This window comes from Pelotomaculum propionicicum (genome assembly GCF_004369225.1).
Lineage (GTDB): Bacteria > Bacillota > Desulfotomaculia > Desulfotomaculales > Pelotomaculaceae > Pelotomaculum_B > Pelotomaculum_B propionicicum.
On sequence record NZ_QFFZ01000140.1, the window covers coordinates 1 to 980 of the forward strand.

Genomic DNA, 980 nt, shown 5'->3' on the forward strand with positions numbered 1-980 from the left:
TCCGGGTAGAAGGGCCACCATTTGGTGGCCCAACCCCCACGGAACCCGGCGTGCGGATTTCCCGCACCGGGCTCTTCAGAAATTGGCTCACAGCATTGCGTATGCTTTTAATTCCGTATATGGTATTGAAAGCTTCGGTCGCAATAGTGGAAACATACTTTTAATCGCGTTAAATTTCTCCCATGTGACATATCCTTTGCTACATCGAGAACTAAGCATTCTTCTCCAGTACTGTTCTGTCCTATGATAAATCCTGAAGAGGCTTTTCATATTGCCTGCCATTCCATAGTAATTGTAATGGCCCCTTAAGACTGAGTTTATCACCGTTACCTGCTCCTTAATTGGAGCGTGCCGAATTTCGCGTAAGGTTGCCTGTAACCTGATAATGCTTCGTCTAAGTCGCATTTTCTCGGTCTTTCTTCCTACCATAAAATTCCCTTTCCTGTTGCGAGTGCAATAATGGGTAAACCCAAGGAAATAGACTGTTTCTAACTTTTTGCCTTTTTCGCGGGCATGTTTGGTAGCAAAGCGGCCAAACTCAATTAGGCGGGTTTTGTTTGACTCCAATGTTAATGCAAATTTACCCAACCTTTTCTTAAGGACTTCATGAAAACGGGTAGCATCTGAATGATATTGAAAACATACTATGAAGTCATCAATGTATCTAATCAGGTATGCTTCTCCTTTTAGCCTTGCTTTTACAACCTTCTCAAACCATAGGTCCAGTACATAGTGCAAATAAATATTGCTCAACAGAACGCTGATTGAGCCACCTTGAGGGGTGCCAACATCGCTTACCTGAATTATTCCGTCTTCCAAAACTCCGGCTTTCAGCCATCGTTTTATCATGGTAATAACCCTGGGGTCTCCCACTCGATGCTCTACAAATTTTAGCATCCATGCATGGTCGAGACTCCCGAAGAAATTCTTCAGGTCTGCTTCTAACACCCAACTGACTTTCTCTCCGGCAATAATCTCAT

Annotated in this window: 1 protein-coding gene; it reads right to left on the minus strand. The window is 43.6% G+C overall.

Features of this window, described 5'->3' with window-relative positions; genetic code table 11:
* Window positions 1–87 precede the first annotated feature (87 nt).
* On the minus strand, window positions 88–980 hold an 893-nt coding region (locus Pmgp_RS19250), incomplete at its 5' end, for a reverse transcriptase domain-containing protein (RefSeq protein WP_134216301.1).